Genomic DNA, 26,831 nt, shown 5'->3' with positions numbered 1-26,831 from the left:
AAACGTGGAATTGCACAGAGATTAGATGTTGATTAATAGGTAATAAAAAAACAAAAGCTTTACGAAAAAGTTTATGCAGAGCTTTTAATTTTATGCTTCAAATGCCTCAGTACAAGGTATTTTTCTCTTTTGAATATTAAAGCTCTTGTTTTTATAATGAAGTTACAGCACAACAAGAAAAATGGAATTATTTGAGGGGAAAAAACAATGCCTTCTTACCGTTCAAGAATATCGACCCACGGGCGTAATATGGCAGGAGCTCGCGGGCTTTGGCGTGCAACAGGGATGAAAGATACTGATTTTGGTAAACCCATTATTGCGATTGCAAATTCTTTTACACAATTTGTACCAGGGCATGTCCATTTAAAAGATCTTGGGCAATTAGTCGCACAACAGATAGCAGTTGCCGGTGGTGTTGCGAAAGAATTTAATACCATTGCTGTAGATGATGGAATTGCGATGGGGCACGATGGAATGCTCTATTCTTTGCCCTCACGTGAAATCATTGCTGATTCTGTAGAATATATGGTTAATGCACATTGTGCGGATGCACTTGTCTGTATTTCTAATTGTGACAAAATTACGCCTGGTATGTTAATGGCTGCTTTACGGTTGAATATTCCGACAATCTTTGTTTCAGGTGGTCCTATGGAGGCAGGTAAGATTAAATGGAAGGATCAAGATCTAACGGTTGATTTGGTCGATGCTATGGTCGCAGCCGCTTCAGAACAGAATTCAGAAGAAGAAGTTGCTGAGATGGAGCGTGCTGCTTGTCCTACATGTGGTTCTTGTTCAGGAATGTTTACGGCCAACTCTATGAATTGCTTAACGGAAGCATTGGGGCTTTCGCTTCCCGGAAATGGATCAATGTTAGCAACACATGCAGATCGACGGATGCTTTTTGAAGAAGCTGGAAAACAGATTGTTGCATTGGTTAAACGTTATTATGAAAAAGATGATGAAACAGTTTTGCCGCGCTCTATTGCTTCACGCAAGGCTTTTGAAAATGCAATGACCGTTGATATTGCCATGGGGGGATCAACCAATACAGTACTGCATCTTTTAGCCGCGGCGCAAGAAGGTGAGGTGGATTTTACCATGACGGATATCGATCATCTTTCACGTCGTGTTCCTGTTTTATGTAAGGTTGCTCCTGCTATTGCGAATGTACATATGGAAGATGTTCATCGCGCTGGTGGTATTATGGGGCTTTTAGGCGAACTGGATGCGGCGGGACTCATTGATACGTCAACTTATACGGTTCACGCAAAAACGATGCAAGAAGCTCTTTACCATTGGGATGTAAAACAAACTAATGAACCAACAGTTCGTGCATTTTATCGTGCTGCTCCTGGTGGCATTCCAACACAGACAGCTTTTAGCCAATCTTGTCGCTATGAGACCCTTGATCTTGATCGTGAAAAAGGTGTGATTCGCGATAGGGAACATGCATATTCACAAGATGGAGGATTGGCAGTTCTTTATGGAAATCTTGCAAAAGATGGCTGCATTGTAAAAACAGCAGGCGTTGATCAATCAATTTTAATTTTTAAAGGTCCGGCAAGAATTTTTGAAAGCCAAGATTCAGCGGTTTCAGCTATATTAACTGATAAGATTAAAACAGGTGAAATTGTTTTAATCCGTTATGAGGGTCCACGTGGTGGACCTGGAATGCAAGAAATGCTTTATCCAACAAGTTATCTTAAATCTAAAGGATTGGGCAAGGTTTGTGCACTTGTTACGGATGGACGTTTTTCAGGGGGAAGTTCAGGGCTCTCGATAGGACATATTTCACCAGAAGCTGCGGAAGGAGGAGAAATTGCGTTAGTGGAGGAGGGGGATATCATAGAAATTGATATTCCAAATCGTAGAATTCATATGTTGGTGGATGACGTTGAGATGAAGCGGCGCCGTGCGAAGATGGAAGCAAAAGGAAAAGGCGCTTGGCAACCGATTGAGAAGCGTCAGCGTAAAGTTTCAAAGGCTCTCAAAGCCTATGCAGCGATGACCACATCTGCTGCAAAGGGTGCAGTACGTAATATTTGATAAGATGAATGACGCATCTTATAAAAGAAAGATAGTATTCTGATTTTTTGCATCTTTTGCACGATATTCGAAGCTGATTATTTTATGAGTTTATGAACTTATCAGAATATTTCGAGTCATGATAAGTATGATTAAAAAGTTATCAATACAACTAAAAACTGCTGCGGATTGCTTATTTTAAAAGCTATGTAAGACAGATTAAAGATAGATATGATTAATTTTTCATATCATATTTCAGTTTTATACGTAATTACGATTTCCTGTTCTCATATTTATGAAAGATATTTATTGTACTGGTGGCATTATCTTGTTGTACCGTAACATATTGTCATTTAGGGCTTTCATATACGGCATCATCCTTAATATATTAAGTGTTTTTTTAGTGCGTAGTGAATATTCTTAGACTTGTTTGTCAAGCTTTGAGTTTAAGTGAATCACATGACTAGGAAGTCAAGGTAAATCGGTTAGAATCTAGACTGTTTGCAGACTTGATTCGAATGAAAATCTTTATCCTTTGAGGTGCAGAAAGGAATTCAAAGGATGTTTAGGAAAATAAAATGCTGCTTTGATATATCTGATTATATGTTTTATATGAAAACAGTAAAAGAGCTCTTTATAACTTAAAATGTGAGATCCATTATCCATGAATTTATTATGCAAAATGGGGTGATATCCCAACACCGACAGCTTTAAACTAAAACTGTTGCTATGATAACAATAATATTGATCGTGGAAAAGCATAATTCATTAAATATTACGTATTTGCAAGGTGGAGGAGATTTCATGACAATCTTTACAAAAAACGACTATCTTGGGATTTTGCCTCTATATGCATTACACTTATCAAAATATATTGTGTAGAAAAGCGATGGGAATACGGTAAACAAAAGTTTGTGCTGTGGCATATCAAAAAGGGATACTTTCTCCTATTAAGAAAGCTTTTTAATAAAAAATAACATCTGTTTTCTATAAAGGGTTACTCTTTTCAAGCTGTTTGAGGTGGTAAATTGCTTCTAAAGCTTGTTTAGGAGAGAGTTCATCGGGATGGATATTTTTTAAAGCTTCGTGAAGTACACAATGTTTGTTTCTTGCTTCATTGATGGGAGATATTGCTTTAAGAGAAAAGAGTGGTAAATCATCAATGAGCTTATGTCCTTTTCCAGCCATTTCACCTTGTTCTAATTGTTGGAGTACATCTGTTGCTCGTGTAATAACGGCAGGGGGAAGTCCAGCAAGCTTTGCGACTTGTACACCATAGGAACGGTCAGCAGCTCCTGGTGTGACCTCATGAAGAAAAACTACATTACCATCCCAATTTTTGACTTTCATGGTTACATTATGCAGTCTGTCAAGTTTTTCGGTAAGAGCAGTCATTTCATGAAAATGGGTAGCCAGAATAGCACGACAATGGTTAACTTCATGGAGATATTCAACAGCAGCCCAAGCAATAGAAAGTCCATCAAAGGTTGATGTCCCACGTCCTATTTCATCAAGAATAACAAGGGAATGGTGGCTAGCATGATTAAGAATTGTTGCTGTTTCAACCATTTCCATCATAAAGGTTGAGCGTCCCCGTGCCAGATCATCGGAAGCCCCGACACGACTAAACAGGCGATCAACGACACCAATATGTGCTGAAGTTGCTGGAACGAAGGACCCCATTTGCGCCATAATAGCAATGAGAGCATTTTGCCGCAAAAAAGTTGATTTTCCTCCCATATTAGGCCCTGTCAACAGCCAGATTGCTGCATATTTCTGATTTTCTTGCACAGAGAGATCACAATTATTGGCAATAAAAGGTTCTGCTGCTTGTTTGCGGAGTGCTTGCTCGACGACAGGATGGCGTCCTGCTGTGATATGAAAGGTAAGTGAAAGATCAATTTTAGGGCGGCAATATCCTTGTTCTTCAGCAAGATATGCTAAAGCGACAGAGACATCTAAAATAGCAAGTGCTTCAGAGGCTTTACGAATAAAATCAACTTGTTCGGTAATTTCCTGAACGAGAATATCAAAAATCTCTAGTTCGAGTGTCAATGCGTGATTGGCAGCATGGGCAATGCGGCTTTCAAGGTCGGCAAGCTCTGTTGTCGTAAAACGCATAGCATTTGCCATTGTTTGCCGATGAATAAAACGTGCTTTAGCTTGTGGATTATTTGTAAGAGCAGACGCTTGTGTACTGGTTACTTCAATGAAATAACCTAGAATATTATTATGCTTTATTTTAAGCGTCTTAATATCTGTTTCTTGGGTATATTGCGCTTGCAGTTCAGCAATGACACGGCGCGATTCATCACGTAAAGCACGCATTTCATCGAGTTCTTTATGATAATTGGAACGAATAAAACCACCATCACGTTTAAGGAGTGGGAGATCATCAGCTAATGCTTGCTCTAAATGAAAGTATAACGCTGTGGGTAAGTTTGAGAACACTTGTTGTATATCACTTATTTCTTGAGGTAGAAGCTCATTATTAAGAAGTTGATGCAATTCACGAATGATTCCAAAGCCGCGCTGGATTGTCGCTATATCACGGGGACCTCCTCGTCCAAGAGCCAAACGTGAAACGGCGCGGGGCATATCTGGTCCCCCTTTCAAAATAAGCTTTATCGCTTCTGCAAGAGAAGGATTACGTAGAAAAAAATCGATAGAATCCAAACGCGTATCAATAGCTGAAGGAGTAGTGAGGGGAGCAATAAGGCGATCAATGAGAAGGCGTGATCCTCCTCCGGTTACAGTGCGATCAATAGCTTTTAATAAACTTCCATCCCGTTGACCTGATGTCGTACGAATAAGTTCAAGGCTTAATCTGGTTGCGGCATCAATAAAAAGAGTTGCACTTTCATTTTGGCGCTCAGGCTGCATGAGGGGAGGACGATGCGTGATTTGTGTTTTTTCGATATAACGAATAGCAGCTACAATTGCAGAGAGTTCGGAACGTGAATAATCGGCAACGCCTTCAAGAGTTGAGAGTTTAAAATAATTGCAAATATCGCGTTCAGCGGTCAGTGCATCAAAGAGACAAGCAGGTTGAGGTGAAACGATACGATCAAGAACATTAAAAAGTGATTTGTGAGATTTATCATGAAAAAATGAATCAGCAACAATGATTTCTTGTGGATCCACACGCATAATATCTGCTAAAAGTTTTTCTTGGCGGCTTTCTGTTACACGAAATATACCTGTTGAGATATCAATCCAAGAAAGAGCAAATTCTTCTCCATCGCTAGTTTTTATACGGGAAAGTGTCATCAAATAATTTGCGCGTGTTGGATCAAGGAGTTTTTCTTCTGTTATCGTTCCAGGTGTTACAAGGCGAACAACATCACGCCGAACAACAGATTTTGAGCCACGTTTTTTTGCTTCAGCAGGATCTTCTATTTGTTCACAAACAGCAACTCGGTAACCACAAGCAATCAGTTTTTGTAAATAATCATCAGCAGCATGAACGGGAACACCACACATAGGAATATCTTGTCCTAAATGTTTTCCGCGTGCTGTGAGTGTGATTCCTAAAGCCTGAGCAGCTTCAATCGCATCATTAAAAAATAATTCATAAAAATCTCCCATTCGGTAAAAGAGAAGGGAATCATGATGGACGGCTTTGATTTCTATGTACTGCTCCATCATAGGTGTCAGACGTTCTTGAGAGGAAGCAGATGAGGAGGCCGGCTGTGGAATTAAATTATTTTTATGGTTGTTTTTTTTATCCATTTGTACGAGGCCTGTTTTCTTTAAGTGAAGTTTTTACTCTTTGTTTGTTTACTTCAATATCTATTCATCTCTAAATTGCAACGCATCATCAGATTTGCTAAGGCAAGAATAGCGATTTCTAATATATGAATCAAATTTAATGACTATACGCATTATCAAGCAAAATTTACACTGTTTTTGGAGAAAATAAAGTGAGATGAAAGAGAGTAAGCAGGATCAGAAAATGTCTCAAACTGTTTACAGTGCGAGCGAACGAGAAGCTCTAGATTTTCATAGTCGTGGTCGACCAGGAAAGCTTGAGATTGTTGCAACAAAGTCTATGGCAACACAGCATGATTTAGCACTTGCTTATTCACCAGGTGTTGCAGTTCCAGTTAAGGCAATTGCTCAAAATCCAGCACTAGCTTATGATTATACAGCAAAAGGCAATCTTGTTGCTGTTATTTCAAATGGTACAGCTATTTTAGGGTTAGGTAACTTAGGTGCCCTTGCCTCTAAGCCGGTTATGGAAGGCAAAGCAGTGCTGTTTAAGCGTTTTGCTGATATTGATTCCATTGATTTAGAAATTGATATAAACGATACAGAAAGTTTTATCAATTTGGTGCGTCATTTAGAACCTTCTTTTGGTGGAATTAATCTTGAAGACATTAGGGCGCCAGAGTGCTTTATGATTGAAAGCCGCCTACGCGAGGTAATGAATATACCTGTTTTTCACGACGATCAACATGGTACAGCAATTATTGTTGCTGCTGGTGTTCTCAATGCTTTGACTTTAACAGGGCGCGATATGCAAAATACGCGGTTAGTCTGTAATGGTGCTGGTTCTGCAGGAATTGCTTGTATTGAACTGATTAAAGCGATGGGCTTTCGTTCAGAAAATATCATATTATGTGATACAAAGGGTGTGGTCTATGAAGGTCGCAAAGAGGGAATGAATCAGTGGAAATCTGCACATGCTATTCAAACAGATAAACGTACGCTTATGGAAGCAATGGAAGGTGCAGATATATTTTTTGGGGTTTCTGCTAAAGGTGCTCTTACTCCTGAAATGGTAAGATCCATGGCACCCCAGCCGATCATTTTTGCTATGGCTAATCCCGATCCAGAAATTACGCCGGAAGAGGTTATGCAAGTGCGTCATGATGTCATTGTCGCAACAGGGCGTTCCGATTATCCAAATCAGATTAATAATGTGCTCTGCTTTCCTTATATATTTCGTGGTGCGCTTGATGTGCGTGCAAGAGTTATTAATGAAGAAATGAAGATTGCTGCGGCAAAGGCTCTTGCCAATTTAGCGCATGAAGAAGTGCCTGACAGCGTTGCAGAAGCTTATCGTGGAAAGCGATTAAAATTTGGTCCTAATTATATCATCCCTGTTCCTTTTGATCCGCGTTTATTGACGGTTGTTTCAATAGCGGTAGCAAAAGCAGCAATGGAAAGCGGTGTTGCGCAAAAGAACATAGATGATTTAGAGGCCTATGAGCGCGATTTGAATGCGAGACGTGATCCTACTTCCTCGATGATGCGTGGGGTTTATAACCATGTTCGTCAAGCGCCAAAGCAAATTGTTTTTGCCGAAGGTGAAGAAGAGCAAGTTATGCGGGCAGCCGTTTCCTATGTTCATCAAAAATTAGGACAAGCGATTTTGGTTGGTCGTGAAGAGCAAGTAAGAGAAGCGGCTGTTATCGCTGGAATTGATCTGGAGCGTGAAGGTATTTCTATTATGAATGCTAAGCTTTCTTGCCGTACAGATGCTTATGCGAATTATCTTTATAAAAAGATGCAGCGTCAAGGCTGGCTGTTGCGTGATTGTCATCGACGTATCAATAATGATCGCAATTATTTTGCTGCGTGTATGGTGGCACTAGGAGATGCTGATGCAATGGTTACAGGGGTAACACGCAATTATGAAACAGCGCTGATCGATATACGTCGTGCAATTGATGAAAAACCAAAAGAACGCTTGATTGGTATCTCAATGGCCATTTGCCGTGGACGAACTGTGTTTATTACGGATACAGCTGTTTATGAAAATCCTAATGCTGAAGAACTTGCGGATATAGCGGAACAAACCGCTTCGTTTGTACGTGGATTTGGATATCAACCACGGGTAGCATTTTTAGCATTTTCTACGTTTGGCTATATGAAAGGGCAGATCACACAGCAAATTCAGGATACGATTAATATTTTGCATGAACGCAAGGTTGATTTTGAGTTTGATGGAGAAATGAGTGCTGATGTAGCACTCAATTCCAAATTGATGCAGCAATATCCATTTATGGGATTAACAAAGCCCGCTAACATTTTGGTTATGCCTGGATATCACGCGTCTTCCATTGCAAGTAAAATGTTACAAGAACTTGGTGGAGCAACCATTATGGGTCCTATTTTAATTGGATTGGAAAAATCTGTCCAAATTGTACCGTTTAGCGGAAACGATACAGATGTTGTCAATATTGCAATGCTTGCAGCTTATCATGCCGCAAAAGTCGTCTAAAGGAAAAAAGCCCCTAATATACCAATAATATATCAAGGGGCTTTATGATAGCAAAAGAATAAATTCTTTAAGAGGGCTGTATTTGATTGTCTTTTTGTTCTTCAGCGAGACGCTTTTGGAAAAGGGCTGCAAAATCAATAGGATCAATCCATAAAGGTGGAAAACCACCATTTTGAGTGGCATCAGATATAATTTGGCGAGCAAATGGGAATAAAAGACGGGGACATTCAATAAAGACCAATGGCATAACATGTTCTTGTGGAATGTTTTTAAGGTGGAAAACACCACCGTAAATCAGTTCTACATGAAATAAGGTTTCAGTTTCATCATTGGCTTTGACGGAGAGAGACAAAACGACATCATAATTGTCATCACCAATTGGGTTAGCATTGACGTTAATATTGATATCAATTTGTGGTGATTTTTCACGTGCACGCAATGAACGAGGAGCACCTGGGTTTTCGAATGATAAATCTTTTAAATATTGAGTTAATACAGCAAAAACCGGCTCTCCACCACTGTTATTCATTTCACCTTCGGCCATATGACGAACCTCTCTCATTATAATATGTATATTTATTTTAGATCTAAAGACCAAATTGGTTATCACGCCTTGCAAAAGGTTGCAAGAAATGCGCTCTTTATCTTGAATATTTTTTTAGTTTGTTACAGATTTTTTAGGCATTTCAATGGTTATCATCATTTTTTCGCCATGGAGATTCTGTCGTATCATAAATTGTGTAATCTTCTGCGTTAAGATCAATTATTTTTTCAGAGTCATTTTTTCTTTTAGTATTGGAATTCATTTTGTTTTTTAATGTTGTAAAGAAATGCCAAACAACAGAGCGAATTGGTTTAATAAGAAGTAATATTCCCAAGAAATCACTTACAAAGCCGGGAAGAATAAGTAAAATTGCACTAAACACGATAAAAACATCATTAATAATATTATTCTCTAATGTGCGTCCTTGGATAAGTTCAGTTTGTATGTTTTTTAAAAGGCTAATCCCTTGAATTCGCAATAAAACAACCCCAACTATGGTTGTGAGAATAACCAGACTCAAAGTTGCCAAAATACCAATTTCTTGACCAACAAAGATAAAACCAGCGATCTCGATTAAAAGAATGCAAAGAAAGATAACAACAAAAAAACGAGGATTTATAGAATAAAGTTTTATCACATGAAAATTTCCTTCTGGATGAGTAGGGGAGAAATTCTTAAGAGCACTCCGTTTAATATAAAATCTATAAAAATATTTGAATGGTAGGATTCCTTATTTTACATATTTATTGATAAATGGTATTGACTGCAATGTTTATTAGAGACTTAAGCTTTGGAGATTGACAGCGCCCATGGAATTTGACGTTATTTTTGTCATAGCTCTTGTTGTTATGGTTGTTATTTTTGTGCAACTCCGTAATGTATTAGGGAAACGAATTGGGTTTGAAAAGCCACCCTTTGATCCTTATTCACGTCGTTCTAAAAAACAGGTTGAAGCAGAAACGGCTGATAATATTGTTTCGTTCCCTCATCAGAAAAATTCACAAAAAGACGACTTTAGTGAAATTGATAAAATTTCACCGGAGGGGAGTGTTTTGAATAAAAATTTGCGGGAATTGCATAGAATTGATCCTCATTTTTCTCCTCAATTTTTTATAAAAGGTGCACAAATTGCTTATGAAATGATTGTAACAGCTTTTGCCAAAGGTGATCGCAATCAACTTAAAAGCTTGCTTTGTCAGGATGTTTTTGAGAGCTTTTGTACGGCTATTGAGCAACGAGAAAAAAATAAAGAAAGAATAGAGTTCACTTTTGTTGGAATTAATAAGATTGAATTTGTTGCGGCGGCAATACAAGAAAAGGATGAGCTTTTAACGATACGTATTGTCAGTGAGATGATTTCTGTTACTTATAATGAACAGGGCGAGCGTATAGATGGTGATCCTGATGCTATTGTAGAAATCAGGGATATTTGGACTTTTGTTCGCAATAGTTTATCGTCAGATCCCAACTGGAAGCTTTTTGCTACAGAAAATGAAAATTAAAATACTTTTTGTTTTTCTTCCATAAGCATTCAATGATTTATGAGAAATTAAAATGTCCTCAAGTAAATGGAGACAAAAAAGAGATTTATTGGCTTCACAAGATCGTCTTTTATGGGAGATGGTTTGTCGTACGATAACACCGCTTCACGGTAAGATGCTCTCTTCCACTTCAGAAACTATTGCAAATATTAGTGATAAAAAACAGCCTGTAACTCAAATCTCTTCATTGTCTCAAGAAAATCAACAACCCTCGACAATTATTAAAAGAGAAAAGAGGGCAGTTACACAAGCACAAAAGATTCATTTCTTTGATCATGTTGCACATCGTAAAATTTCCCAAGGACGTTATCCTCTTGAGGCGCGTCTTGATCTCCACGGTTATATGCAGGAAGAAGCTTATTTTTTCTTAAAAAAATTTCTACAATCCTCTCAGCAGAGAGGATTGCGTTATGTCCTTGTGATTACAGGAAAAGGACGATCCGTTGGGAGCGATGGAGCTTTGTATAGATTTGTTCCGTATTGGTTATCAACACCAGCTTTTCGATATTATGTCCATGCGTTTGAGCAAGCAGCGCGTCAGCATGGCGGAGAAGGTGCGCTTTATGTTTGGTTGCGCCGTTTTGTGTCGGGAAAAGGAAAGTGATGTTCTAGATTTAATATGGATTTATAATTATAATTTATTGTTTTCTTATATTGCGTAAGAGCCTTGAATACAATATTCCCTTATTTATAATTTTTTATAAAAAATTATAAATATATTATTTTACATTCTACGTATTGCTTTACGCTTTTGTTTATCGCGTTCTTTAATAGGAGCACATTCCTCACGCAAAACAGAACGCCATTGAATTGTATATATTCACGGGCTTGTTTTAAAGAAGCATTTCCCAATGTTGCGACACCCCTTGAAGCCCTTGGCATTTGAAAGCATTTATAAGAGGCATGCTTTTCTTTAAGTGTTTTTACTCCCCACAGTTCTCATCTCGCTCGTGACGCCCAAACGAAAGATTTTGATTGATTCAACATAAGAGGGCTTAAAATGAGAGAGATATTGATGGATCTTATTGTAGGTTGCAAAGCGATAAATTATTTTTATAAACCACAGCATTACTTTATTAAATGCACGAAGAATAAAAACATGAGAAATTGAGAAACTGTCTTATTCAAAAGATATTACTATGGATAGTGTTACAAGCAGTACAACTAAATTAGAGAGAATCTTGAAAATAAACAGGAATATAACTTTACAACACATAGCTGCGCAATAGCACCAAAAGACACAATTTTGTTGAATAGTTTCATGAAGAAATTTTTTCATTCATTAAAAGTTCCATCAAATTTCTTTCTCATAATAATTCGATAATTAAAATTTAATAACGAAGCGCAGAAGGCGTAGAATATGAGATTCAATCGAGGATATTACATTCTTATCCGACGTCTTTCAGATATTGGTTGAAATGCTAGCTTAGCATGAAAGGCACAATAGGGGCTATTTTCATCAGAATCTGCACCACAAAAATGAAAATCTGCTGATAATGGATCACCAACCGGCCATCTACATGTATTTTCACTCAATTGTAGAAGATTAAGTTGACGTGATATAGGCACAACTACATTGGATTTTGTGGACATATCAATTTCTCTTACATCTTCCGCTACAAATTCTGTCTTTAAAGCTGTTTCTTCAATACTTACAGATGATGTGTTTATTGGCGATACCGTGGATGTATTACGACGCACACGTGGAGATGATGGGCTGCTTCCCGCGGGAGTTTTTTGCGCACGCGCGCTTCCTTGTGCTGTCTTACCACGTCCTGGCAACTTTAATCGATGTACTTTGCCGATGACTGCATTTCTGCTGACCCCACCTAATTGAGCAGCAATTTGACTTGCACTTAACCCTTCACTCCAAAGCTTTTTAAGAAGCTCAACGCGTTCACATGTCCAACCCATACCAGCACTCCATTCCGATTACGTCACTAAGATGCTCTCCGCCTTTGCATCTTCAAATATTTTAATAATGTTTTCATTACGCTGAATGAAAAATTTTACACTCTAAGCGAGCATAAGAAAATCATCCAACCTGTGGACTTACAAATCAAAACACATTATCTTGCTTATTATCTTGTAAATTATAATATGCACTCACTCCATGACAAGAGCCTTTACGTCTTGAAGAGTTTATTTAGAATGTTTTCCCCAACTTGCAAATCAATCATAGGTTCAGCCGTCACTTTTGCTTAGGACTTTTTCCCAAAATATTTATTGGTAGAACCTTCATTGACTTTTTTTCAATTGGTGTAATGATCTATTCCATAGGTGTAATCATTAATCGTAATGAAATGTTGAAAGCACCGTAACGAAATGTACCATGTTGTTTCATTTGTAGTGTTGCTTTGTATATATATTAAAAAGGTTAAAATATAAAGGAAATTATGATGGATGCCGTCTCTATACAACCACTTTATGAATGCTTCGCACGACGAAATTTGCATTTTGAAAAGGGGCATGGTGTATGGCTTATTTCCGATAAAGGAGAACAGTATCTTGATTTCACATCTGGAATTGCTGTTAATGCATTAGGGTATTCACATCCAAAATTGGTTGATACGCTCAAAATACAAGCTGAAAAACTTTGGCATGTTTCTAATATTTTTCAATCTCCTGAACAAGAAGCTCTTGCCACGCGGCTTTGTGCAAATAGTTTTGCGGATAAGGTTTTTTTCTGCAATTCAGGCACTGAAGCATTGGAGTGCGCATTCAAAACGGCACGTCATTATTACTATGCTGCTGGTCATTCAGAACGCATTGAAATAATTACTTTTGAAGGGGCATTTCATGGACGTACACTTGCAGCACTTGCTGCGACTGGGCATGAAAAATATCTTGAAGGCTTTGGACCTAAAGCTGGTGGATTTATTCAAGTACCTTTTTGTGATGAAATCGCTTTGCGTAACGCTATTAATAAAAATACCGCCGCTATTCTTATTGAACCTATTCAAGGAGAAGGAGGAATACGAACGGTTTCTCGTGAATATTTAAGATTTTTGCGCAAAATATGCGATGATAATGGTCTGTTATTGATTTTGGATGAAGTCCAAACGGGTATAGGACGAACAGGAAAGCTTTTTGCTTATGAATGGAGTGATGTCTCGCCTGATATTCTTACCCTCGCAAAAGGATTAGGAGGAGGATTTCCATTAGGTGCTTGCCTTGCAACGGATAAAGTTGCAAAAAGCATGACACTTGGGACCCATGGTTCAACTTTTGGAGGAAATCTTCTTGGAATGGCTGTAGGCAATAGTGTTCTTGATATTTTGTTAGAGCCAAATTTTCTCAATCATGTTCAGCGTATGGGGAATAAACTAAAAAGTGGACTTTTGCACATTCTCAATATCTATCCTGATATTATCTGCGCAGTTCAGGGGATGGGCCTAATGATGGGTATTCAGTGTGTTGTGTCTTCAAATCTTGTTGTTAATGCTTTAGAAAATGAATATCTCTTAAGTGTTGCTGCCAACAACAATGTTGTGCGCTTATTGCCTCCTCTTATCATTAGGGAAGAAGAAATAGATGAAAGTTTGCATCGTATTGAAAAAGCAATAGCTTATCTTTTGTAAGTCAACAAAGAAAGACAAATATTACACACATGACAAATGCTCTTCGTCATTTCACGGACTTATCCATTTTAACGCCAGCAATAGCACGCGCACTGATCGATTATGCAAAAATCTTTAAAGCATCTTTTAAAGTAGGGAAAGGTTCTAAACCTTTTATGGGTAAAAAACTTGCGATGATTTTTGAAAAACCATCCACACGACCCCGTATTTGATTCGATATCAGTATGCGCCAGCTTGGGGGAGATACAATCATGCTCACGGGTTCAGAGATGCAGCTTGGTCATAGTGAAACTATAGCTGACACAGCTCGTGTTTTATCCCGTTTTGTGGATATCGTGATATTGCGAACAACAAAACATCAACATATGCTCGAATTGGCACAATATGCACAAATTCCTGTCATTAATGCCCCTACAGATGATACACATTCTTGCCAAATTCTAGCAGATATATTAGCCTATGAAGAGCATTGGGGCCAATTTCTGGCAAAGTATTTGCGTGGATGGGGGATGGTAATAATGTGCTCCATTCCTTAATTGAAGCTACGGCTCTTTTTGATTTCCATTTGCGTATTGCCACTCCAAAAGGCAGTGAACCACAAGAAAAATTTATACATTGGGCACGTGAACGAGGAGCGCACCTTACACTAATCCATGATCCCCCAAAAGCAGCTCAAGATGCTGCTTGTATTATGACCGATACATGGGTCTCCATGGGACAAGAATTTCGTGCTTGCAGTTATTCTATTTTCAGCCTTATCAAGTCTAATGAAGCTCTCATGAAATTAGCAAAATCTGATACTTTTTTTATGCATTGTCTTTCTGCTCATCGTGGTGAAGAAGTTGTTGATTCTGTGATTGATGGACCGCACTCCGTTGCTTTCGATAAGGCTGAAAATCGTCTTCATGCTCAAAAAACAATTCTTTTTTGGTGTTTACAAGATGCGTTTTTCTCTCCACAATAGCCTCCCTACAACAAATTATATAAAGAAGGCAAAGCTATGAGTGAACAAGCTAAAGATGAAGCCTCTCTCAACAACAACTTCTTTCATGAAAATGATACTGTTATTCCCTTTCAAGTCGAAGAACTTGATATCCGCGGACGTGCCGTACAACTTGGGGAAACTTTAAATTCTATTCTCACAAGACATCAATACCCTGAACCGGTTTCTTATCTTCTAGCAGAAGCTTTACTTTTAACTGTTCTGCTTGGAACTTCTCTAAAGCTTACGGGAAAATTTATTTTACAAACTCATTCCGATGGACCGGTTAATATGTTGGTGTGCGATTTTTCGCCTCCTTCCAGCTTACGTGGATACGCTCATTTTGATAAAGAACAGCTTAAACAAGCCATAGACAATAATCAAATCTCTTCAGAAACACTTTTAGGAAAAGGCACTTTAGCTTTTACAATTGATCAAGGTCCCCATATGCAACCCTATCAAGGAATAGTTGCATTAGATGGATCAAATTTACAAGAAGCTTCTCGTATTTATTTTGATCAATCAGAACAAATTCCTACCGATATCCGTTTGGCTGTTGCTATATTAATTAACCGTGACCAACAAGGAAAACCGCAGAAAAGCTGGAGAGCTGGAGGTATTTTGATCCAACTTTTACCCCAAGAATTGTCTCATCATAAAATAGATGCCTCTCAGCAAAAGGGAGAAGAAACGAAAACACATACCCAATTGGATAACCAATGGCAGGAAGCTAAAATACTCATGGCAACGATTGAAAGTTCAGAATTAACAGATCCCCAAGTCGGTTGTAAACAGCTCTTGTTCCGTCTTTTTCATGAACAAGGTGTTAGAGTTTTTAATCCTTTTTCTCTTGTCGATCAATGTTCTTGTTCACACGAAAAAATTAAAGGAATCCTAGAAGGATTTTCTATTGATGAACGCAATAAAATGGTTAAAAATAAATATATTTCAGTCACATGTGAATTTTGCTCAACAACGTATTGTTTTACACCTCAAGAATTTTTAGAAGAAAAAACATAATCAAAAATTTTTCATAAAAAATGACGATTGCAACAAAAGCCTATTTTATTTGCGTCATAAAAGTTTACGCATAAGTTCATGTGAACTTCTAGAATATTTCTTGTCTTAGAGTTTTTTAATGTATACGAGTGATTTTTCTGTTGAAATCATTAATCACGTCATAGAGTGCTTAAAAAAGAGTTCTCTGTAAAATATATTTTCTCCTCTCATAAAAGCTTCTTGTTTACTTTTTACATCTCAAAAGTTTATTTCTTACAATGAATTCTTTTACAATATTCATTGATAGATTGATTATGTACTCATAACGTATCTTCTCTGTTAAATGAGATTTTTTGATTGTAGTCATATTTTCTTACTCGAATTTACCCGATTAAGAGTCAAAAAAAGCTTATTAGTTATAATCATAAGAGAAATTATCGAGAGAATAAGAATGTATAGACTCAATATGGACTTTATGGAGTCACTTACGAACAGATAGTGTAATGGGAATAAATATAACAATGACGCTGCAAAGGAACGGATTGATTTTTTATAAAGATGAAAATAGTGGTGAAGTCCTCTTATAACAATGTGCATTTCAGATAAAAAAGCGGAGACAGAACACTATATAATTTTGAAAATAATATTTGGTTTCTTTCACTAATCTAACGATGTTTCTATAGCAATATTGTTTTATTCAAACAATCAAAAATAAAGCTCCCAAACAGATATTTAATCGCTAAAGAAAAATGAAAACTACTTAAATTTTTGTCATATTTTGGAGATTTGCTCTACAGATATTTCTTTACACATGTTTTTGAATCAACAATGATAATGCTCTTGTCAAATTTGCCTAAGAAGAATGAGAGTCCGTATAAATAAAATAGCATTATACATAGCATGATAAAACGTTATGTTTTTACAAACCTGCATTATTTTATTTTTCTTCTGTCATGATCATTTGTTCAATTTTTGGTAGAATTTTTTTTTGATAAATTTGCCATGTTAAGGGACCAACATGTTTGGCAATAATGATGTTTTCTTTATTCAAGAGAAAGGTTTCTGGGGGTCCATATATTCCCCAATCAATGGCTGTATATCCTGAAACATCAAAGCCAATAAATTTAAAAGGATTACCAAAACTGTTTAAAAAACGCAGGGCGTTTGTTTTGTTATCTTTATAATTAATACCAATCAGATCAAAACGTTTATCTTGTGCAATTTTCATAAGAATAGGATGCTCTTCGCGACAGGGTAAACACCAAGAGCTCCAAAAATTGACCAATGTGACACGTCCTTTAAACTGTTTTGAATTGAGATAATTTTCTTTATCAAGGAGAGGAAGATGAATATTGGGAGCAGATTTTTCAGCCACTGCGTTTGGGAGACGAGAAGAATCTTGAAGGTGTTTTTTATCCATAAAGTTGAAAAAAAGCACCATGGGAAGAAGAAAAAGCACAAATAGTCCAAAAAAAACAAGCAGAACAGGCAAAAATATATTTTTTTTAAGTTTTGGAGGGTTGTTTTTCATTATACTTTTCTTTTTGTGACAGCTCTTTTTTGTTTAGCTGTTGGAGAATTTTTTTTTGATATAGGGCTTTGCAAAGAATATATCCAATAAGACATAAGAGGGATATTGCAGAAAGCACATAGCTTAAAACAACAATTTGCTCATGTTTAAGGGTGCTAAGGAAAAAATCAATTTTCTGAGATAGATTTCCTAAAAGTCCGCCCTGGATGCCATTTAGGTCGAGCATGATGAAGAGTCCTGTTGTTGTGCACGACGGGATTTTTTAATCTGAAGTATTCGGATATAATGACTATTGATTTCATTTCGCATAGCCATCAAATAGAGCGCGATAAACATAAAGATGAAACAAAATAGCATTGTTATAAGGGGCCATAACATAGCATTGTCGATTGCTGATCCTCCAGCACGTAACAATGATGCTGGTTGATGCAATGTATTCCACCAATTAACGGAAAATTTAATAACAGGAATATTAACAAATCCAACAAGTGTAAGAATTGCAGTAGCGCGAGCGGCTTTTACTTGGTTGTCAAAAGCACGTCCAAGCAGGATAATAGAAAGATAGATAAAAAGCAGAATTAAAACCGATGTTAACCGTGCATCCCAGACCCACCATGTTCCCCATGTGGGTCGCCCCCAAAGTGCTCCTGTCATGAGAGCCAGGGCGGTAAAAATTGCCCCAATAGGCGCCCCACATTTAAGTGCCACATTAGCAAGATGATATTTCCAAATCAGATTTCCTAATGCCGCTGCACTCATCGTTACATAACAGAATGTAGACAACCACGCAAAGGGTACATGAAGGTACATAATCTTAACAGTAATACCTTGTTGATAGTCATCAGGGGAATCCATCACCAGAATAAGCCCTAAGATAAGGAAACACAATGCCATGCCGGCCAACCAAGGTAAGACGATACTGCTTATTTTCATGAAAAGGCTGAAACTTGCAGGGCGTGACCTGATTTTATATGTATGAGATAGTTCATTCATGAAATTCATAATAGTCAGAGTTTTGCTATGCGGCAATCATCTTTTATTATTCTGATAAAAGTTTAAGCGTTATCGCAGCAACAAAAGAACTAAAGAGACTCAAAAGAAGTGAAAAAGCGCTGAGAAGAGCCAAGGACGTTAGAAAAGAAATATTTGGATTTATTGGGGATGTAGCAGCCGAAACACCAAAAATCATAATTGGAATGACCCACGGCAAGATAATGATAAAAATAAGCAGAGTACTGTGCAACAATGAGGTTGCGAGTGCAGCGCCTATAGCGCCAATAAAAATAATGGCTGGTGTTCCACATAAAAGGGTAAGTATTGTTGTAAAAGTTATTGTTACATCTAAATGGAGCATGAGGGCTAAAATAGGTGTAGCAAAAATAAGAGGAAGCATTGTTCCTACCCAGTGGGCAAGACATTTGGTAAAGACAATTAGTGTAAAACTTTGTCTTTTTCCTGAAAGGATAAATTGGTCGAGATTACCATCATCGCGATCGATTTGGAAAAGTTTGTTCAGATTGAGGATTCCTGCAAGAAGGGCTCCAAACCACAATATACCTGGCCCTATTTGTGCAAGAATTTTGGGATCTGGTCCAATTGCAAAGGGGGTTATGACAACAACAGCGATAAAAAACAATAGTCCTGTTAGTGAAGAGGCTTGTGGCGCTAATAATAGTTTAAGATCACGCCAGAACAGTGCTTTCATTTGATTTTCTCCTAGAGAGGTAAAAATTTTTCCAGCGCGATTTTATGGTTTTCTGGGATACCTAGAGAATTATGAGTTGCAGCGATAATCATACCACCTTGATTGAGATGACGCTGGAAAATACGAGCAAGGAGTTTTTGAGCATGGTTATCAAGCCCAGATATTGGTTCATCTAAAATCCAAAGAGGACGATAGGAGAGAAAAAGGCGAGCAATAGCTACGCGTCTTTGTTGTCCAGTTGAAAGAGCGTTAAAGGGTAAATGTTCAAGGTTAGAAAGACCAATATCGGCAAGAGCTTCATGCACAACGCGTAAATGTTGACCGTAAAAATTTGCCCAAAATTGCAAATTGTCCATAACGGATAAGCGAGGTTTCATAGCATTTTGAGGACCAAGATAATGACAAGCAGTTGTAACAGGGTATATTTGATCATGGTCTTTAAGTATTATATGACCTTCAGCAGCTTCAAGAAGACCGACAATGATTCGGAGTAATGTAGACTTTCCGATACCATTAGGGCCGGTGATTGTCATAAGTTGTTGTGAAAATAAACAAAAAGAAAGACCTTTAAACAGAATTTCCTCGTTTCTGTAAGCGGCTAAATCTTTGCCTGATAACACCATGTGATTGCCTATTTTGTTTTTATTTTCATTCTTTATTGCATTATAGAATAAAAAAACACATTTTTTATGCAATTGTACCTAGAATAGTTCTAGAAATAGTTCTATAAGGAACACCTTACATCAATATCTGGTGTAGAATGGTTTCTGGCGCTGATTTCCGCATTTGCCTATGAGAGGGTGGAGGGGGAAATGGATAGCGGAGGTAATTGCGTCTGCGCTCAAGCTGCGACCTTGACTCGTAGTTTGTGTTGTTCATTCCTGGAAATTGGGCGGTTATAGTATTGAGAGTGGACAGTCATGACTCAAATTGATAGCTTTAAGTGTCGCAGAGTATTAAATGTTGGTGGCAAAGAATATACTTATTATAGCTTGATCGAAGCGGAGAAGAATGGACTTGAAGGTGTTTCTCGTTTACCGTTTTCGATGAAAGTTATTCTCGAAAATTTATTGCGATTTGAAGATGGTCGCACAGTTAAACAAGAGGATATACTCAATGTTGCTAAGTGGTTAAACGACAAAGGGAGTGCTGGAGCAGAAATTGCTTACCGTCCTGCACGTGTTCTTATGCAGGATTTTACAGGAGTTCCAGCAGTTGTTGATCTTTCTGCAATGCGTGATGCTATGGTTAAACTTGGCGGTAACGCTGAAAAAATCAATCCTCTCATTCCTGTTGATCTCATCATTGATCACTCAGTTATTGTTGATGCTTTTGGCAATTCCATGGCTTTTAAGGAAAACGTTGAGCATGAATATGAACGCAATGGTGAACGCTATCGTTTCCTTAAATGGGGGCAGCAAGCCTTTCAAAATTTTCGCGTTGTTCCCCCAGGAACAGGGATTTGTCACCAGGTTAACCTAGAATATTTAGCACAATGTGTATGGATGAAGAATGAAGAGGGGTGTGAGACGATTTATCCTGATACCTGTGTGGGAACTGATTCGCATACGACTATGGTAAATGGTTTAGGGGTTTTGGGTTGGGGTGTTGGTGGTATTGAAGCAGAAGCAGCAATGTTAGGTCAACCTGTTTCTATGTTGTTACCTGAAGTGATTGGTTTTCGTCTAACAGGTAAACTTAAAGAAGGTGTAACAGCCACCGATCTCGTATTGACGGTGACTCAAATGCTGCGCCGGAAGGGTGTTGTCGGTAAATTTGTTGAGTTTTTTGGTCCTGGTTTGGAGCAGATGACGCTTGCTGATCGGGCAACGATTGGAAATATGGCACCTGAATATGGAGCAACGTGTGGTTTTTTCCCAATTGATAAGGAGACAGTGCGTTATCTCAATATGACAGGGCGTGATGAAAATCGGATTGCCTTAGTAGAGGCTTACACCAAAGCACAAGGGATGTGGCATGACGAAATGGTGGCTCATCCCATTTTTAGTGATACAATTGAATTAGATATGGGAACAGTTGTCCCTTCTATGGCTGGACCTAAACGTCCTGAAGGACGTATTGCATTGGAAAATGTTGGGCAGGGTTTTGAGAAGGCATTGGTCGAAGACTATAAGAAGACTTCTGGACAAGATAAGCGTTATCAGGTCGAGGGTGAAGAATATACGCTTGGTCACGGTGATGTGGTGATCGCTGCGATTACGTCGTGTACGAATACATCGAATCCAAGTGTTCTTATTGCGGCGGGTCTTTTGGCACGAAATGCTGTAGCAAAAGGTCTCAAGAGCAAACCATGGGTAAAAACTTCTCTTGCACCTGGTTCACAAGTTGTTGAAGCTTACCTTCAAAATTCGGGTCTGCAAAAAGATTTAGATTCATTAGGATTTAACTTAGTAGGATTTGGGTGCACAACATGTATTGGGAATTCTGGTCCTTTGCATCCAGCTATTTCCAAAACGATTAATGAAAATGGTATAATTGCATCTGCAGTTCTTTCAGGAAATCGTAATTTTGAAGGGCGTGTTTCTCCTGATGTGCAAGCGAATTATTTAGCTTCACCACCGTTAGTTGTTGCACATGCGCTCATCGGGACGGTGTGTAAAGATTTAACCAAGGAACCTCTTGGTGAAGATTCGAATGGTCAACCCATTTACTTGAGAGATATTTGGCCAACTTCTCAAGAAATACAGGAGTTTATCGAAAAACATGTCACGCGTAAGGTTTTTGCCGAAAAGTATGCAGATGTTTTTAAGGGAGATGAAAATTGGCAAAAAGTTCAGATTCCTACGGGTTCTACCTATTCTTGGGATGAGCAATCCACCTATGTACGCAATCCACCTTATTTCGATGATATGCAGAAAACACCTGATATCTTACCAGATATTAAAGATGCACGGATTTTAGGTTTATTTGGCGATAAAATCACGACGGATCATATTTCTCCTGCTGGTTCTATTAAAGCAGCTTCTCCTGCCGGAAAATATTTAATGGATCATGGTGTTAAAGTGGCTGATTTTAATCAGTATGGAACGCGTCGTGGGAATCATGAAGTTATGGTCCGTGGGACCTTTGCCAATATTCGCATTCGTAATTTCATGTTAGGGGAAAATGGTCGAGAAGGAGGTTATACAGTTCATTATCCGTTAGCGGTAGAACAAGCCATTTACGATGCAGCAATGGCGTATAAACAAGAAGGTATTCCACTCGTTGTTTTTGCTGGTATTGAATATGGCAATGGATCATCCCGCGATTGGGCAGCCAAAGGTACCAATCTTCTTGGTATAAAAGCAGTGATTGTGCAGTCTTTTGAAAGGATTCATCGCTCTAATCTTGTTGGTATGGGCATTGTTCCCTTTGTCTTTGAGGAGGGTATAAGTTGGAAATCTTTAGGCTTAAAGGGAGATGAAAAGGTGACAATTGAAGGAATTCACGACTTAAAACCTCGTCAAAAGACAGTAGCGATAATTACTTTTTCTGATGGTACGATAAAAACCGTTCCGTTATTATGCCGTATTGATACTGAAGATGAGCTAGATTATTTGCATCATGGGGGAATTTTGCAATATGTCTTGCGTAAGTTAGCCGTTTAAATTCTTTTGTTTGTTGAGGAATATCTATTATTAAGCTATAAAGTTGCGGATCACAGAGTTTGGCGTCGTTTTTTTATGACTATCTTTGAAAATCTAATTGACGTTAGCTTCGGGATTGCGTTATAAGCCACACAGTTATAGGCAGCTTTATAGTTTTGCTTGGGTTGGATTATTTGTATTGGTAGAGTTGTTTTTTAGACTCATTTTACCAAGGTGTTGAAAGAGAGATTATATTTATGGCGAATACACCTTCTGCTCGAAAAGCGGTGCGCAAGGTTGCGGCGCGCACACAGGTTAATAGGGCCCGCCGTTCACGCGTTCGTACCTTTATACGTAAGTTTGATGATGCTTTAGCGGGTGGCGATAAGGCATCTGCAGAAATTGCATTTAAGAATTTTGAGCCTGAAATTATGCGTGCGGTTTCTAAAGGGGTTTTTCATAAAAATGCTGCTGCGAGGAAAGTATCGCGTTTAGCTAAACGTTTGAAGGCTCTCAGCGTTTAAGCTTTTTCTCCTTTATTGAGAATAAAGCCAGTATCCATGAGGATGCTGGCTTTTTGTTTATTATTTCAAAAAGTTTCTATTGAAAATAAGAATTGATAATGATTCTCCTCTTGAAAAAGGAGAGAAAGTTTATAGGGGGAGTATGGTTATCCACAAGCTTTGTGGATTTTTACAGAGTCTTTTTTGTCAAGCATTTTATTTTTTTTTTTTAAATCTGAAGAGATTCTTTAATTATTGGTAAATTTAAAGAAAAAAAATGAATTGAATCAATATTTTTTTCAGGAATCATTGATATAAGCATTTTTTTCGGGTTTTTTTGATTTTATTTTGACCTCTTGCATTTTACCTCTGCTGTTTTGTATGGTTCTTATGAAGACTAAAAAGCATGAAGGGGTCACATCAGCGCATTATTCTGTATTTTGTTGAATACAAGATGTTTTGATTTAGGCTTTTCGAAGCTTTTGTGCTGGAGAGTTTTTTGAGGGTTTTTTAGTTTTGTTAATGGATATGTTTACCATTTTAGAAGGGTAGGTCATATCATGAGTGCAAGTAAATCTTATTGGTCATCTTTGTTAGTGGGGTTGTGATGAGGCTATCCTAGGGGAGGATGAGTAATCTTATTTGGGGTAGGGCGTTTTGCCTTCGCTAGATTTATTTTAGCTGTTTGGCAGGACAAAATTTTATTTTTATCAGGATGGAAGATGGTGGATAAATTGAACTCTAAAGCTAGTTCCTTTAAAAGGGTTTCGGTGAATATCCTGTCGGCAGAGAACATAATAAAGAATAGGATGACGGAGAGTGATAAGGACGTTTGTAGAAATGCTTCTATAGGGCATTCTATTGTTTCAGAGGAGGAAAGTGCGGCGGCTTTTATACGTGTTATGGCGCAATTAAAGGTGCAGGTTGGTGTTGAGGCTTATACGAGTTGGTTTGGACGTGTGAAGCTTGCTGAATATAGTCATACTCTTGTAAAGCTTTCTGTTCCTACAGCTTTTTTACGTTCATGGATTAATAATCACTATGGTTCTCTTTTGACTCATTTATGGAAACAAGAGAATTCAGCAATTCTTCGTGTTGAAGTTATTGTTCGTGGTATGGAACGCGTTTCAAGAGATGTCATTTGTAAAAGAAGTGTTCCTTCTGTTGTGCTAGAGGCGCAGGCAACTTCATCTTTTGTTGAAAGTTGTGCAGAGCATTCAGTTAAGAGTTCTCAAACGGGAGTTTTTGGGTCTCCACTTGATTCTCGCTATACTTTTGAAAGTTTTGTTGAGGGGGCTTCTAATCGTGTTGCTTTAGCAGCTGCGCGTTCAATTGCGGAGGGGCATAAAAGTGCTTTGCGTTTTAATCCTCTTTTTATTCACGCATCTGTTGGTTTAGGAAAAACACATTTGCTTCAAGCGATTGCTTCTTCTGCATTGAAGCGTTTAACGTCTGCGCGCGTTATTTATTTAACTGCTGAATATTTTATGTGGCGTTTTGCAACAGCTATTCGTGATAATGATGCTCTTTCTTTTAAAGAACAGCTTCGTGATATCGACCTTTTGATTATTGATGATATGCAGTTTTTGCAGGGTAAGTCGATACAACATGAGTTTTGCCATTTGCTTAATATGTTGCTTGATAGTGCAAAACAAGTTGTTGTCGCTGCAGATCGTCCACCAGCAGAATTAGAATCGCTTGATCTTCGCGTTCGCTCTCGTCTTCAGGGAGGGGTAGCCCTTGAAATTGAAGCACCAGATTATGAAATGCGTTTGCAAATGTTGCGCCAGCGATTGAAGGTGGCACAACAAGATGATGGCATGGTATCAATTTCTGATGATATCTTGGAATATATTGCGAAAACAGTTTTAGGGTCGGGGCGTGATATTGAAGGTGCATTTAATCAGCTCTTGTTTCGTCAATCTTTTGAGTCTGATTTATCTTTAGAGCGGATTGATGAGTTATTAGGTCACTTGACACGTTCTGGTGAACCTAAGCGCATTCGGATTGAAGAGATTCAGCGTACAGTAGCACGCCATTATAATGTTTCTAAACAGGACTTGTTATCTAATCGTCGAACACGTACGGTTGTGAAGCCGCGGCAAGTTGCAATGTATTTAGCAAAAGTATTAACCCCTCGTTCGTTGCCAGAAATTGGGCGCCGTTTTGGTGGTCGTGATCATACAACAGTTTTACACGCTGTGCGTAAAATTGAAGATTTGGTTTGTGGTGATCAGATCTTGGCTAAGGAACTTGAATTGCTTAAGCGGTTGATTGGAGAACAGGCTGTATAGTGTCTATCTTTTCTTTCTTTGGAGAAACTTTAAAGAATTTAATGAAAAGATTTATTTTTTCTTATACAGGAGTGACTTGCCATTTTAAGAGAGGTTTAATAAACTCTAGTAGGCGATTCTTTAAAGAGGATCTATTTTTAATTCTAAGGAATTCTTATAATTTTTAGTAAATCATACGGGGCTTTCATGCGTATTACAGTTGATCGCAGTCAATTTCTCAAGTCTCTTGGTCGGGTTCACCGTGTGGTAGAGCGCCGTAATACTGTTCCTATTTTATCGAATGTGCTAATTGATGCAGAAAATGGTCGTGTGCAGTTAAAAGCAACAGACCTTGATTTAGAGGTTACGGAATCTTTTGCAGTTAATATTAAACAAGCGGGAGCAACAACTGTTCCGGCACATTTGCTCTATGATATCATTCGAAAACTTCCTGATAGCAATGAAGTTGTATTATCAGTCGATGAGAATAAAGCAGGTACAATGTCCGTTGTTTCCGGTTGTGCACATTTTCAGCTCCAGTGTCTTCCGAAGGCAGATTTTCCAGAGTCGCTTCCTGGGCAGTTTGGTTATCGTTTTTCGCTATCGGCATCAAGCTTAAAACATTTACTTGATTGTACGCAATTTGCTATTTCTACTGAAGAAACTCGTTATTATCTTAATGGTATTTATTTACATATTATTAATGATGGTGTTTTGAAATTGCGTTTGGTTGCAACTGATGGTCATCGTTTGGCACAAGTTGAGATGGAAGCTCCTCCAGGAGTTGAGGGAATGCCCGGTGTTATTGTGCCCCGTAAAGCTGTAGGAGAATTGCAAAAACTTCTTTCAGAAGAAAATGATAGCGATGTATGTATAGAGCTTTCAGAGACAAAGATTCGTTTTTCTATAGGTTCTGTGATTTTTACATCAAAATTAATTGATGGAACATTTCCAGATTATCAACGTGTTATCCCTCTTGGAAATGATAAAGAATTAATTGTTAATAGGCAGGACTTTTCTTCTGCAGTTGATCGTGTTTCAACGATTTCAAGTGATCGGGGGCGTGCAGTTAAATTAACGATTAAGCATGGACAGTTAAGGCTTGTTGTTAATAGTCCAGATTCGGGCAGTGCAGAAGATCAATTATCAGTAACTTATGCATCTGAACCGCTTGAGATAGGGTTTAATTCACGTTATCTTTTGGATATTGCTGGGCAGCTTTCAAGCGATGAGATGGTTTTTATGTTGGCTGAGGCTGGAGCACCAGCTCTGATTCGTGATAATGATGATGCGGATGTGCTGTATGTACTGATGCCTATTCGCGTTTAGGG

The 26,831-nt window shown here is 38.1% G+C and carries 19 protein-coding genes and 1 pseudogene; 11 read left to right on the top strand and 9 right to left on the bottom strand.

Annotation, left to right across the window (positions count from 1 at the left end):
* Nucleotides 1–207: 207 nt before the first annotated feature.
* Nucleotides 208–2,046, top strand: coding sequence for a dihydroxy-acid dehydratase (gene ilvD, locus ACFIJ0_RS04120; RefSeq protein ID WP_375624740.1), 1,839 nt, complete (start codon nucleotides 208–210; stop codon nucleotides 2,044–2,046).
* Between the two features lie 966 nt (nucleotides 2,047–3,012).
* On the opposite strand, the gene mutS is transcribed toward ilvD, so the two are convergent.
* The gene (gene mutS / locus ACFIJ0_RS04115) at nucleotides 3,013–5,757 is read right to left on the bottom strand and encodes a DNA mismatch repair protein MutS (protein WP_375624739.1); all 2,745 of its coding nucleotides are present in this window, start codon (nucleotides 5,755–5,757) and stop codon (nucleotides 3,013–3,015) included.
* Between the two features lie 196 nt (nucleotides 5,758–5,953).
* On the opposite strand from mutS, the gene ACFIJ0_RS04110 reads away from it, so the two are divergent.
* The gene (locus tag ACFIJ0_RS04110; RefSeq protein WP_375644237.1) at nucleotides 5,954–8,254 is read left to right on the top strand and encodes an NADP-dependent malic enzyme; all 2,301 of its coding nucleotides are present in this window, start codon (nucleotides 5,954–5,956) and stop codon (nucleotides 8,252–8,254) included.
* 67 nt (nucleotides 8,255–8,321) lie between these two features.
* Here the strand turns inward: ACFIJ0_RS04110 and secB are convergent, their stop codons facing one another.
* Both secB and ACFIJ0_RS04100 read right to left on the bottom strand, forming a co-directional pair.
* Complete coding sequence (gene secB, locus ACFIJ0_RS04105; protein ID WP_375624737.1) at nucleotides 8,322–8,798, bottom strand: protein-export chaperone SecB; 477 nt, start codon at nucleotides 8,796–8,798, stop codon at nucleotides 8,322–8,324.
* A gap of 142 nt (nucleotides 8,799–8,940) precedes the next feature.
* Nucleotides 8,941–9,435, bottom strand: coding sequence for an FxsA family protein (locus tag ACFIJ0_RS04100; protein WP_375624736.1), 495 nt, complete (start codon nucleotides 9,433–9,435; stop codon nucleotides 8,941–8,943).
* Between the two features lie 172 nt (nucleotides 9,436–9,607).
* On the opposite strand from ACFIJ0_RS04100, the gene ACFIJ0_RS04095 reads away from it, so the two are divergent.
* Together ACFIJ0_RS04095 and ACFIJ0_RS04090 are read left to right on the top strand one after the other, a co-directional pair.
* On the top strand, nucleotides 9,608–10,300 hold the full coding sequence (locus ACFIJ0_RS04095) for a Tim44/TimA family putative adaptor protein (RefSeq protein WP_375624735.1): 693 nt from the start codon (nucleotides 9,608–9,610) through the stop codon (nucleotides 10,298–10,300).
* Between the two features lie 52 nt (nucleotides 10,301–10,352).
* The gene (locus ACFIJ0_RS04090; protein ID WP_375624734.1) at nucleotides 10,353–10,943 is read left to right on the top strand and encodes a Smr/MutS family protein; all 591 of its coding nucleotides are present in this window, start codon (nucleotides 10,353–10,355) and stop codon (nucleotides 10,941–10,943) included.
* 776 nt (nucleotides 10,944–11,719) lie between these two features.
* Here the strand turns inward: ACFIJ0_RS04090 and ACFIJ0_RS04085 are convergent.
* Nucleotides 11,720–12,253 (bottom strand): GcrA family cell cycle regulator, encoded by a 534-nt coding sequence (locus ACFIJ0_RS04085; protein ID WP_375624733.1) that lies wholly within the window; start codon nucleotides 12,251–12,253, stop codon nucleotides 11,720–11,722.
* Nucleotides 12,254–12,738: 485 nt separating this feature from the next.
* On the opposite strand from ACFIJ0_RS04085, the gene ACFIJ0_RS04080 reads away from it, so the two are divergent.
* The 3 genes and pseudogenes from ACFIJ0_RS04080 (at nucleotide 12,739) to ACFIJ0_RS04070 (ending at nucleotide 15,922) form a co-directional block, all read left to right on the top strand.
* Nucleotides 12,739–13,920 (top strand): aspartate aminotransferase family protein, encoded by a 1,182-nt coding sequence (locus ACFIJ0_RS04080; protein ID WP_375644276.1) that lies wholly within the window; start codon nucleotides 12,739–12,741, stop codon nucleotides 13,918–13,920.
* Nucleotides 13,921–13,949: 29 nt separating this feature from the next.
* A pseudogene (gene argF, locus ACFIJ0_RS04075) lies at nucleotides 13,950–14,884 on the top strand (ornithine carbamoyltransferase).
* A gap of 36 nt (nucleotides 14,885–14,920) precedes the next feature.
* Nucleotides 14,921–15,922, top strand: coding sequence for an Hsp33 family molecular chaperone (locus ACFIJ0_RS04070; protein ID WP_375624732.1), 1,002 nt, complete (start codon nucleotides 14,921–14,923; stop codon nucleotides 15,920–15,922).
* A gap of 916 nt (nucleotides 15,923–16,838) precedes the next feature.
* On the opposite strand, the gene ACFIJ0_RS04065 is transcribed toward ACFIJ0_RS04070, so the two are convergent.
* Genes ACFIJ0_RS04065 through ccmA form a run of 5 tightly spaced genes read right to left on the bottom strand, consistent with a single transcriptional unit; the run spans nucleotide 16,839 to nucleotide 19,760 of the window.
* Nucleotides 16,839–17,432, bottom strand: a complete 594-nt coding sequence (locus ACFIJ0_RS04065; RefSeq protein WP_375624731.1) for a DsbE family thiol:disulfide interchange protein — start codon at nucleotides 17,430–17,432, stop codon at nucleotides 16,839–16,841.
* The gene (locus tag ACFIJ0_RS04060) at nucleotides 17,407–17,658 is read right to left on the bottom strand and encodes a hypothetical protein (RefSeq protein ID WP_375624730.1); all 252 of its coding nucleotides are present in this window, start codon (nucleotides 17,656–17,658) and stop codon (nucleotides 17,407–17,409) included. Before ACFIJ0_RS04060 ends, ACFIJ0_RS04065 begins: the two co-directional genes overlap by 26 nt.
* Nucleotides 17,646–18,425, bottom strand: a complete 780-nt coding sequence (locus ACFIJ0_RS04055) for a heme ABC transporter permease (RefSeq protein ID WP_375624729.1) — start codon at nucleotides 18,423–18,425, stop codon at nucleotides 17,646–17,648. Before ACFIJ0_RS04055 ends, ACFIJ0_RS04060 begins: the two co-directional genes overlap by 13 nt.
* Nucleotides 18,426–18,471: 46 nt before the next feature.
* Nucleotides 18,472–19,137, bottom strand: coding sequence for a heme exporter protein CcmB (gene ccmB, locus ACFIJ0_RS04050; protein WP_375624728.1), 666 nt, complete (start codon nucleotides 19,135–19,137; stop codon nucleotides 18,472–18,474).
* An 11-nt stretch (nucleotides 19,138–19,148) separates the two neighbouring features.
* Nucleotides 19,149–19,760: a heme ABC exporter ATP-binding protein CcmA gene (gene ccmA / locus ACFIJ0_RS04045; RefSeq protein ID WP_375624727.1), complete on the bottom strand. Its 612-nt coding sequence runs from the start codon at nucleotides 19,758–19,760 to the stop codon at nucleotides 19,149–19,151.
* A gap of 297 nt (nucleotides 19,761–20,057) precedes the next feature.
* Between ccmA and acnA the strand changes: the two genes are divergently transcribed.
* From acnA to dnaN, 4 genes are all read left to right on the top strand, one after another.
* The gene (acnA, locus tag ACFIJ0_RS04040; RefSeq protein WP_375624726.1) at nucleotides 20,058–22,745 is read left to right on the top strand and encodes an aconitate hydratase AcnA; all 2,688 of its coding nucleotides are present in this window, start codon (nucleotides 20,058–20,060) and stop codon (nucleotides 22,743–22,745) included.
* A gap of 236 nt (nucleotides 22,746–22,981) precedes the next feature.
* Nucleotides 22,982–23,248, top strand: coding sequence for a 30S ribosomal protein S20 (rpsT, locus tag ACFIJ0_RS04035; RefSeq protein WP_012754537.1), 267 nt, complete (start codon nucleotides 22,982–22,984; stop codon nucleotides 23,246–23,248).
* Nucleotides 23,249–23,949: 701 nt separating this feature from the next.
* Nucleotides 23,950–25,521 carry a chromosomal replication initiator protein DnaA gene (gene dnaA, locus ACFIJ0_RS04030; protein ID WP_375624725.1) on the top strand — a complete coding sequence of 524 codons (1,572 nt, stop codon included), beginning with the start codon at nucleotides 23,950–23,952 and terminating at the stop codon, nucleotides 25,519–25,521.
* Between the two features lie 186 nt (nucleotides 25,522–25,707).
* Nucleotides 25,708–26,829 (top strand): DNA polymerase III subunit beta, encoded by a 1,122-nt coding sequence (dnaN, locus tag ACFIJ0_RS04025; protein WP_375624724.1) that lies wholly within the window; start codon nucleotides 25,708–25,710, stop codon nucleotides 26,827–26,829.
* The last annotated feature ends 2 nt before the right edge of the window (nucleotides 26,830–26,831 follow it).

This window comes from Bartonella sp. OC68QHHN (assembly GCF_042193875.1).
In the GTDB taxonomy this organism is placed as follows: Bacteria; Pseudomonadota; Alphaproteobacteria; order Rhizobiales; family Rhizobiaceae; genus Bartonella; species Bartonella grahamii_A.
Note: the sequence above shows the minus strand (reverse complement) of the source record. Positions and strands in the feature narration are given on the sequence as shown.

Excerpts from the sequence above, each read along its gene's own strand:
- ilvD (WP_375624740.1), top strand. The coding sequence starts at position 208 with ATGCCTTCTTACCGTTCAAGAATATCGACCCACGGGCGTAATATGGCA.
- mutS (WP_375624739.1), bottom strand. The coding sequence starts at position 5,757 with ATGGATAAAAAAAACAACCATAAAAATAATTTAATTCCACAGCCGGCC.
- ACFIJ0_RS04110 (WP_375644237.1), top strand. The coding sequence starts at position 5,954 with ATGAAAGAGAGTAAGCAGGATCAGAAAATGTCTCAAACTGTTTACAGT.
- secB (WP_375624737.1), bottom strand. The coding sequence starts at position 8,798 with ATGGCCGAAGGTGAAATGAATAACAGTGGTGGAGAGCCGGTTTTTGCT.
- ACFIJ0_RS04095 (WP_375624735.1), top strand. The coding sequence starts at position 9,608 with ATGGAATTTGACGTTATTTTTGTCATAGCTCTTGTTGTTATGGTTGTT.
- ACFIJ0_RS04090 (WP_375624734.1), top strand. The coding sequence starts at position 10,353 with ATGTCCTCAAGTAAATGGAGACAAAAAAGAGATTTATTGGCTTCACAA.
- ACFIJ0_RS04085 (WP_375624733.1), bottom strand. The coding sequence starts at position 12,253 with ATGGGTTGGACATGTGAACGCGTTGAGCTTCTTAAAAAGCTTTGGAGT.
- ACFIJ0_RS04080 (WP_375644276.1), top strand. The coding sequence starts at position 12,739 with ATGGATGCCGTCTCTATACAACCACTTTATGAATGCTTCGCACGACGA.
- ACFIJ0_RS04070 (WP_375624732.1), top strand. The coding sequence starts at position 14,921 with ATGAGTGAACAAGCTAAAGATGAAGCCTCTCTCAACAACAACTTCTTT.
- ACFIJ0_RS04065 (WP_375624731.1), bottom strand. The coding sequence starts at position 17,432 with ATGAAAAACAACCCTCCAAAACTTAAAAAAAATATATTTTTGCCTGTT.
- ACFIJ0_RS04060 (WP_375624730.1), bottom strand. The coding sequence starts at position 17,658 with ATGCTCGACCTAAATGGCATCCAGGGCGGACTTTTAGGAAATCTATCT.
- ACFIJ0_RS04055 (WP_375624729.1), bottom strand. The coding sequence starts at position 18,425 with ATGAATGAACTATCTCATACATATAAAATCAGGTCACGCCCTGCAAGT.
- ccmB (WP_375624728.1), bottom strand. The coding sequence starts at position 19,137 with ATGAAAGCACTGTTCTGGCGTGATCTTAAACTATTATTAGCGCCACAA.
- ccmA (WP_375624727.1), bottom strand. The coding sequence starts at position 19,760 with ATGGTGTTATCAGGCAAAGATTTAGCCGCTTACAGAAACGAGGAAATT.
- acnA (WP_375624726.1), top strand. The coding sequence starts at position 20,058 with ATGACTCAAATTGATAGCTTTAAGTGTCGCAGAGTATTAAATGTTGGT.
- rpsT (WP_012754537.1), top strand. The coding sequence starts at position 22,982 with ATGGCGAATACACCTTCTGCTCGAAAAGCGGTGCGCAAGGTTGCGGCG.
- dnaA (WP_375624725.1), top strand. The coding sequence starts at position 23,950 with ATGGTGGATAAATTGAACTCTAAAGCTAGTTCCTTTAAAAGGGTTTCG.
- dnaN (WP_375624724.1), top strand. The coding sequence starts at position 25,708 with ATGCGTATTACAGTTGATCGCAGTCAATTTCTCAAGTCTCTTGGTCGG.